This is a genomic window from Pseudoalteromonas sp. SR44-8, from assembly GCF_014163635.1.
Taxonomy (GTDB): Bacteria; Pseudomonadota; Gammaproteobacteria; order Enterobacterales; family Alteromonadaceae; genus Pseudoalteromonas; species Pseudoalteromonas rhizosphaerae.
In genome coordinates this window covers 94486-102965 of record NZ_JACJDS010000010.1, presented here as the reverse complement: position 1 = coordinate 102965, position 8480 = coordinate 94486, and the positions used below count along the sequence as shown (strand labels likewise).

6 protein-coding genes are annotated in these 8480 nt (G+C 39.1%); 3 read left to right on the top strand and 3 right to left on the bottom strand.

Going from position 1 to position 8480, the window contains the following annotated elements:
- Positions 1 to 235: 235 nt before the first annotated feature.
- Together H5183_RS06810 and H5183_RS06805 are read right to left on the bottom strand one after the other, a co-directional pair.
- On the bottom strand, positions 236 to 1051 hold the full coding sequence (locus H5183_RS06810; protein WP_259397123.1) for a class III extradiol ring-cleavage dioxygenase: 816 nt from the start codon (positions 1049 to 1051) through the stop codon (positions 236 to 238).
- 110 nt (positions 1052 to 1161) lie between these two features.
- On the bottom strand, positions 1162 to 1629 hold the full coding sequence (locus H5183_RS06805) for a DoxX family protein (RefSeq protein ID WP_145233063.1): 468 nt from the start codon (positions 1627 to 1629) through the stop codon (positions 1162 to 1164).
- A 155-nt stretch (positions 1630 to 1784) separates the two neighbouring features.
- Here H5183_RS06805 and H5183_RS06800 point away from each other — a divergent pair, with 155 nt between their 5' ends.
- Positions 1785 to 2696, top strand: a complete 912-nt coding sequence (locus H5183_RS06800; protein WP_145233062.1) for a LysR family transcriptional regulator — start codon at positions 1785 to 1787, stop codon at positions 2694 to 2696.
- Positions 2697 to 3440: 744 nt separating this feature from the next.
- Positions 3441 to 4490, top strand: a complete 1050-nt coding sequence (locus H5183_RS06795; protein WP_182731280.1) for a GGDEF domain-containing protein — start codon at positions 3441 to 3443, stop codon at positions 4488 to 4490.
- Between the two features lie 59 nt (positions 4491 to 4549).
- On the opposite strand, the gene H5183_RS06790 is transcribed toward H5183_RS06795, so the two are convergent.
- Positions 4550 to 5014 (bottom strand): GNAT family N-acetyltransferase, encoded by a 465-nt coding sequence (locus H5183_RS06790; RefSeq protein ID WP_259397122.1) that lies wholly within the window; start codon positions 5012 to 5014, stop codon positions 4550 to 4552.
- Between the two features lie 476 nt (positions 5015 to 5490).
- Here H5183_RS06790 and H5183_RS06785 point away from each other — a divergent pair, with 476 nt between their 5' ends.
- Complete coding sequence (locus tag H5183_RS06785; protein ID WP_149980989.1) at positions 5491 to 8463, top strand: TonB-dependent receptor; 2973 nt, start codon at positions 5491 to 5493, stop codon at positions 8461 to 8463.
- Positions 8464 to 8480 lie beyond the last annotated feature (17 nt).

Here is an 8480-nt window from a genome sequence, read left to right as displayed (position 1 = left end):
CTGGTTAGAGCACTACCCACTCTTGATCACCCGGTCCAAAGGTCAGCGGTTCGAATCCACTCAGTCGTACCAATTCATAAATAGAAATTATATTAAGAAAAAGCACTACCTACTCTTGCTCACCCGGTCCAAAGGTCAGTGGTTCGGATCCACTCAGTCGTATCAATTCTGAATAAATAAATTAAAAAATGCCCGCCACGATTTGACTCTACACAGAAGATCAATGATTCAAATATTAAATACCCAGCTCTTTCCTTCGCCATACAAATGCGCTTGATTGCTTATTGAAAATAGTAACATTTTCATATTCATCACTTGCTCTGCCAGCTAAGCCATAGCATACATGCAGTGGTAATAGATGCTCTTCTCGCGGATGACAATAACGTGCATGAGGCGCTTTATGCCAGTTTTGCATCATTAAATTACGCTTTGGTTCAGGCACGGTGTTATCACTTAAGGTCGATCGTAGCCACTGTTCAAATTCGTGGTTATTGATTTGGCTCTGCTGATTATCCTGCGAGAAAAATGCCTGCATGTTATGAAACGAAAAACCAGAGCCAATAACTAATAAGTTTTCATAATCCAAAGATTGCAACGCTTTACCGATTGCTAAGTGCTGTGCAGCATCTAAGTTATTCACTAGTGATAGTTGAATCGCGGGTATATCGGCTGCTGGGTACATTAATGTTAAAGGCACATACAAACCATGATCGTAACCGCGATGATGATCTAACTTCGCTTCAATACCAGCATGTTGTAACACTTGTTGTACTTTTTCAGCTAACTTGGGCTCTCCCTGACTTGAGTATTGCACTTGATAGGCAGCTGGCGGAAAACCATAATAATCGTAAATCATTCTCGGTGCAGCATTGGCAGTAATAGTCGCTACTGACTCCTCCCAATGAGCGCTAATCAATAAAATGGCACTTGGTTTTTTTAGCGTGCTTGCAAGTGATTTTAAATAAGCAACCAATTGTGTATGGTTTGGTTCATTTAACAGTGGCATTGGGCCGCCACCATGAGAGATAAATGCAATGTCTACATTATTCATAGTTACTCCAAACAAGCTCACTTAACATGAGCAAGTAAACCTTGATAGTTAAACTAACGCAAAGCTAAGACGCGGATTTATCCGTAATCCACGTCATTTCATAATAGTGATTAAACATGCTTGGACTGTAACTGCCTAGACGTTAATTTATTCGCTATAAAGTTATCAATACTAAAACGACCACCACCTTGTAATGTTAGCGCAATCAGTACTACAAACAGTGTCAGTGCATATTCGTAGCCGTTATTTGCCATAAACAAGCCATTGTCTATATGTACTGAAAAAATAGCCACTAGCATGGTAAATGCTGAAATAAGTGCAGCAGGACGAGTCAATAACCCAAGTAATAATGCTAAACCGCCAAAAAATTCAGCACTGCCTGCGAGTAATGCCATTAAATAGCCTGGAGTAATACCGATACTCGCCATCCATTGACCTGTTCCTTCCAGACCATAACCACCAAACCAAGCAAACAATTTTTGTGATCCATGTGCAGCTAAAATCAAACCAATTGGCGCGCGAAGTATTAAAGCGGCAAGTCCTGCATCTGATTTTAGTATCGTGTTTATTAGTTTCATTATTTGTTCCTCTTTAGCAAAGTATTTATTTACGTTTTAATTAGACCCTGTTGGGATAAGTACACTTTACTATCAATGTCATGGCGGAGTAAGATGACAAATAAAGAATGATTAACAACAAAATGTTGTTAATCAATTTAAATATGAGAAAAATTATGGATAGAATTGATGCAATGCGAGCCTTTGTATCTGTGGTGATCGAAGGTAGTTTTAGCAATGCGGCAACAACCTTACAACTTTCACCACAATTGGTTAGTAAGTACGTTTCTAAACTAGAAGAACGCCTTGCTGTACGGTTACTAAATCGCACTACCCGTAAAGTAAGCCTCACTGAAGCTGGCACACATTATTTTCAGCATGCGCAACAGATATTGTTAAGTATTGATGAAATGGATTCACAATTAGGGGGCTTACAGCAGCACCCAACCGGAACTCTGAGAATAAGTGCTCCAGTGTCATTCGCGTTAAAACACATGGGTAAATTAGTGACTGAGTTCCAATCACATTACCCTTTTGTTAATGTTGATTTGCAACTGAACGACCGCAAAGTTGACATTGTTGATGAAGGTTATGATGTAGCACTGCGTATTGGTCGACTCAAAAGTTCGTCTTTGATTGCCAAGCAGGTCGCGCCCATTAGATTAATTTTATGTGCCTCACCTGACTACCTTGAAAAACATGGTACTCCTGAAAAACCTGAAGACCTAAAAAACCACCGATACTTGCATTATAGCTACACAGAAATGGATACTAAAGACGAAATATATCAGTGGTTAAGGGTAAAAAACACGCAACGTAGTAGCGAGTTTCAAAGTAATAATGGGGATGTATTGGTTGATTGTGCTATCGCTGGTGCAGGGATCGCATTACAGCCTACATTTATCGCCAGTGAAGCCATTAATAGTGGCAAGTTGATCGAAGTTTTACCTCAATTTGCAACGGGATCTGTTGGTTTATATGTTGTTTATGCCCACCGAAAATTACTACCACATAAAATCAGGTGTTTTATTGATTTTATTAACGGATACTATGGTACGCCACCATATTGGGACAAAGTAGTAACCTAATAATTAATGAGTAATGTCGATTGAATTATATAAGTTTAGCCATGTGGATAAAACTGCGGTAGTGCTACCGTTTAACAATTATTACACGTCGTAACTCTTATACAATTTTAGCGGGTACTTTACTTACTGTAAAAAGCTTACCTGAACAACTAAGCCAATGATCACTCCTTATTCTGCTGTGCTCTAACGCCTTTTATACCTGTGACGAGTTTGGAACAGGCGCTTAACAATATAGCGCGATTAATTTGATCTTACTGAACAGAATTAGAGCTCTATCATTATTAACTTAGCAACGTAATAACCTCGTTTACTATATGCTAGTACCAATTTTAAAAACGGCGCTCTTAATGAGCAGTAATTTAATTGTGTTGCAATTTTACGATAACAACACCTCGCGTAAATAATTCCAATCTGATATCTTTACTGCTAGCTCATTGGATTATAACTGATGGTAATATACTTATTAGTTTAGCCACTTTCGAACCTAACAAGTTTAGCTTTGATGGCCTATCACCCGTTAACCATAAATTGCGCACTAATTATGTTAATTCGTGAATACCAATATATAATAACTATACCAATAGTTGCTGAAGCAGCACGATTAAACAAGGCAGATTCATAATGCTACATTTACCCACTGTGATTAGCATCTCGTTACTTTTGAATGTCCTGATCGGCGGCTTTTTTTTTACCGTTTATAAGTATAAAAAACAACCCTGCTATTTATACTTAGGCGGGTCGTGTATGATATTTGTGGTCTCGCAAATCTTAGCATGTCTACGGATAGTACTTGATAGCCCTTTTATTACGCACTATCTGGCAGATATGTGCATCATAATCAGTCCTATACTCGCTCTTATTGGTTTGCAGAAAGTAACTAATCTAACTAGAAATACTAATCGGCACTTTTTAACCTTAGTGATTGCCAGTGCAATTGTGTTACTACCAATCTATGCGATTACAGCAGGCCAATTGGTGACAAGTCTCGTTATTGCAACACTCTTTATTTACGGTGCATACTTAGTTTATAAGATGAAATGCGTAGCACCAATGCAACAAAAAATCTTGTCCGGCTGTTTTATTAGCCACTCTCTCATCATGTATATACAAGTATTTATGTTAGCAGCTCCTTTGGTTAGTAATTCTGCAACTGATTATAGTCTTTGGCTACAAGCAATTTTAGTAAGCCATATAATACTAGCCACTGCTACAGCATTGGTATTGCCGTTTTTATTATTTGTAAATATTGAAGAAAACCTTCAGCGTCTAGTTAATCACGATGTATTAACAGGTCTGTTAAATCGACGTGGTTTTTTTATGCAAGGTGAAAAACTTCTCAAACAAGGTGTTGCATATCAGCAATCATTTTCGGTAGTTATGATCGATATTGATTACTTCAAAAGTGTTAATGATAAATATGGTCACAGCACAGGTGATACCGCTATAAAATGGATAGCGCAACATATCATGGCACAATTAAATGATAACGATATTGCTGCGCGAATTGGTGGTGAAGAGTTTGCTTTATTACTTCCAGATCAATCACTTAATCAAGCTCAGGTAACTGCTCAAAAACTCTGTGATGCAATTAGAGGGCATAGCTTACGTTTTAAAGGTAACACTATAAATTTATCAGTAAGTGTGGGAATTAGCAGTAGTTATGATGCCAATGCTTCAATTAAAATATTGTTAGATCAAGCCGATAAACGCTTATATATCGCTAAAGCAAAAGGCCGGGATCAAGTGGTTATTAGTGATCAACAAACCGACCATGTTGCCAACGGTGTTATGTAACCGAACTGAATTGTAATTTTTTAAACACTGAATCCACTGAGTATAACCACTGATTAAACTTAGCCTGGTGTCTTTGTCATATACAAACAATTAGCAAGTGGTATTGGCTCTGGGTAATCAGCAAGTACAAAGCCAAGTTTCTTATACGCTTTAATCGCACTTTTGTTATGAGATAATACAAATAAAGAACATGTTTGCGTAGCTAAAGTTAATTGACCTAGTTCACTGAGCTGGGTAATTAGTGTTGCTACAATGCCACTGCCACGATACTCCGGGTTAACCACTAACCTACCTAGATGACAACAGCCAATACGTAAATAAAACTGACCAAAAGCCATTAGCGTATTATCATCAGCAAGCAATACAAATGAGTTTATTTCATCAAGTTTTAAACCCTTTTTGAAAGAATTAAAATCGTACGGGTATCTAAAATTAGGCCCAGCCCATGCATGAACTTCTTCTTCATTTAAAAACCATGACATGATTTCTTTTATGTGGGTATTTCTGACGTGAGTTAACAACATAACGACTCTTACTTAATCGCGGGAAGTACGATACATTCCATGTTAATTGATAATAAACAATACGTTATAAATATACCAAACGCAATTAGATAATAACAATAAGGTACTTTTTGCTTATGCTAATTGCTACTCCATCATTCACTTAGCCTCCCGTTTAAGTTCAGCTGTTTTCATATTTATGGCCATAAAAACCATGCGAACACTCATTTACCTAATAAAGTTACAAAGATAAAAATAATTGACCGATAATTATATATAAAACAATAAACACCACATCCAATTAAACAAATTTAATACATTTTAGCTGCAATAAATTAAACACAGTAGTTGACGCAACATAAAAATTACACTAGCCTTTCTGGAAGCGCTTCCACAGAAATTAATACAAGCCGCTATGGAAGCGCTTCCACACACAGTGATACCGCCGCATTTTTGTGGCGAGTAAATAATAATGATAACAGTACGAGGGAAGTCTAATGTCCAAGCATATTTTAATGAAAACAAAGTTAGCCACCAGCTTATCTTTGATTTTAGGTGCCGCAACCACTATGTCTACGTTTGCCGCCGAGGTTGAACAACAAAGTGAATTAGAAGTGATTCAAGTCACCGGTTTTAAAGGCAGTATCAAAGAATCAACTCAGCTTAAGCGTTACTCTTCTGGGGTTGTTGATGCCATTTCTGCAGAAGACATTGGTAAATTTCCAGACACTAATTTAGCTGAATCGCTGCAACGCATTACCGGTGTTTCAATTGACCGCAGCAATGGTGAAGGTTCTAAAGTGACGGTGCGTGGTTTTGGTCCAGATTATAATATGGTGACATTAAACGGACGTACAATGCCTGCGGCCTCTCTTCCTGCTGGTGGTGGTGCTCCAAACTCTCGAGCCTATGATTTTGCTAATCTTGCCTCAGAAAGTGTGAAATCAGTAGAAGTATATAAAACAGGTAAAGCAAGCATCGCATCTGGTGGCATTGGTGCAACCATTAATATCAATACTGCTCGTCCGCTTGATAACCCTGGTCTAGTTGCCAATATTGGTGTTAAAGCACAGCACGATACAACTAACCGTGTCGGCGATGACGTTACTCCAGAAATTTCAGGGATCTTTAGCTGGACAGATGAAGATGCTAAATTTGGTGCTTCACTCACAGCAAGTATGCAACAGCGTGATAGTTCAGCAACCGGGGCATTTGTTGGCGAATGGCGCACCACAGAATATGATGGCACCATTCCTCAAGCGGCAGATGACATTGTATTAGAAAATGCTCCTGCGATGGGCCAGTATTATTCAATGCCATCAGACTTACGCTACACCATTGCAGATCGTGAGCGAACTCGCACTAATGCTCAATTAACATTGCAGTACAGCCCAATTGACTCATTTACCGCAACACTTGATTATACTTACTCACAGCAAGAGTTATTTGAAGCCCGTGCAGAGCAATCAATTTGGATGGATAACTATAAAACCCATTTAACATTTGATGACAATGCTGTTAAAACACCGATTTATTACCGTGAAGAACGCCGCGACTTATCTACTCGCGACTTAGGCTTAGCATTACAAGAGCAAAATCAAGTAAACGAAAATAATTCAATCGGTTTAAACCTTCAATACTACTTTAGTGATCAACTGAACTTTACGTTTGATGCCCACAGCTCAAAAGCCACCAGCAAACCCGATGCGCCTTATGGTAGTTGGATAAATGCAGGCTTAGGTGCCAATGTCGTGGCCGCACAACAAGTTGACTTTAGCCGTGACTTACCCTCTATGGTAATAGATTTCGATGACTGTAGTCGCACAAATCTAAACTGCTCAGGAGCGCTTGATCAAGCTGATGTAGGTAGCTCAATTTTAGATGCAAACTTTGCAAGTCAAGAATCAACCGTTGATGAATTTCGACTACACGGTAGTTATCTCATAGACAACGGCAGTATCGACTTTGGTATTGAGTCACGCTCAATGGAAAGTCACTCTTTACAATCGCTAACACGTAATACAATGGGTAACTGGGGCATTGAAAACCCTGGTGAACTACCCGATGGCTATTTAGATCCAACTAATTTTTTAGCCGAATTTGATGATTACGATACCAGTGGTTCATTTGATCAAGGCTTTACCGGTAGTGCTTCACAGATTGGTTACTGGGCGGCAGATCAATACGGGTTCAATTTTGCGGCTGATGGCGCGTTTGCAACTAATCGCACTATTGAAGAAGATATTCAAGCGGCATTTGTACAATATAATTACAGTAACGAAATCAATGGCATGGTATTTAACCTTGTGATTGGTGCGCGCTACGAAACAACCGATATTACCTCAACTGCTAATATTGATTTACCTGATGCAGTTGCATGGGAGGGTAACAACGACTTTAATGTGCGTTACGGCACCAATAAAGATGACTATTCCTTGAGCTCAAGCTATAACCATTTTTTACCTAGCTTAGATTTTAACATTAACGTTATTGAGGATGTGACTCTTCGCGCCTCTTACAGTACCACTATTGCCCGCCCTACTTACGACAATTTAAGTTCTGCGGCAACGGTAGGTGTACCTACCGGCCCTTCGATCATTCCAGGCACCACTAATGCACCAGCAGCAACTGGTAACCCTAGCCTTGTCCCACTTGAATCGAATAATTTTGATGTATCTGCTGAGTGGTACTTCACTGATCTAAGTTATGTGTCGATTGGTTACTTTAATAAAAAAGTAGATAATTTTATTGGTCTATCACCAATGACTCAAAACTACTACGGCTTACGCGATGCATCTGCGGGTCCAAGAGCACAAGCAGCCAAAGCAGAGCTTGAGGCACAAGGTCTTGCGTTTACCGATTCAAATTTATTCCAAATGGTCGCTGCAATGGAAAATGGTGTAGCATTTGACTCGATGAGCTATGAAGAATTTGAAGCCGCTTACGACGTTCTACCAAACAGTGATGACCCACTGATGGACTTTACGGCACAAGTACCAACCAACAGTAAAGATGCCAAAATTGATGGTTATGAATTTGCCGTACAACACTTCTTTGGCGACACGGGTTTTGGCTTACAAGCTAACTACACCATAGTAAATGGTGATATTGATTATAATGTAGCCGCTGATCCAACCGTCACACAATTTGCCCTTGTTGGCTTAAGCGACACAGCTAACTTTATAGCCATGTACGAAAACGATAAGTTTCAGGCGCGTATCGCCTATAACTGGCGTGATAAATTCTTAAACAGTGCTGCCCGTTACGTTAACGAGCCGGGCTTTACAGAAGAGTATTACCAAATTGATTTTAATATTGCTTACAACTACAGTGAACAAATGTCGTTCTTTGTCGAAGGGCTTAACATTACTGAACAAAATATGCGCCAACATGGCCGGTATGAAGCACAGTTATGGAATTTAGAACAAAATGGTGCACGCTATAATATTGGTATGCGTTATAACTTCTAAGCAAAGGTTATTGACTC

Coding starts and splice junctions, on each gene's coding strand:
- H5183_RS06790 (WP_259397122.1), bottom strand. CDS start 5,014: ATGTTGTTAACTCACGTCAGAAATACCCACATAAAAGAAATCATGTCA.
- H5183_RS06800 (WP_145233062.1), top strand. CDS start 1,785: ATGGATAGAATTGATGCAATGCGAGCCTTTGTATCTGTGGTGATCGAA.
- H5183_RS06795 (WP_182731280.1), top strand. CDS start 3,441: ATGATATTTGTGGTCTCGCAAATCTTAGCATGTCTACGGATAGTACTT.
- H5183_RS06785 (WP_149980989.1), top strand. CDS start 5,491: ATGTCCAAGCATATTTTAATGAAAACAAAGTTAGCCACCAGCTTATCT.
- H5183_RS06805 (WP_145233063.1), bottom strand. CDS start 1,629: ATGAAACTAATAAACACGATACTAAAATCAGATGCAGGACTTGCCGCT.
- H5183_RS06810 (WP_259397123.1), bottom strand. CDS start 1,051: ATGAATAATGTAGACATTGCATTTATCTCTCATGGTGGCGGCCCAATG.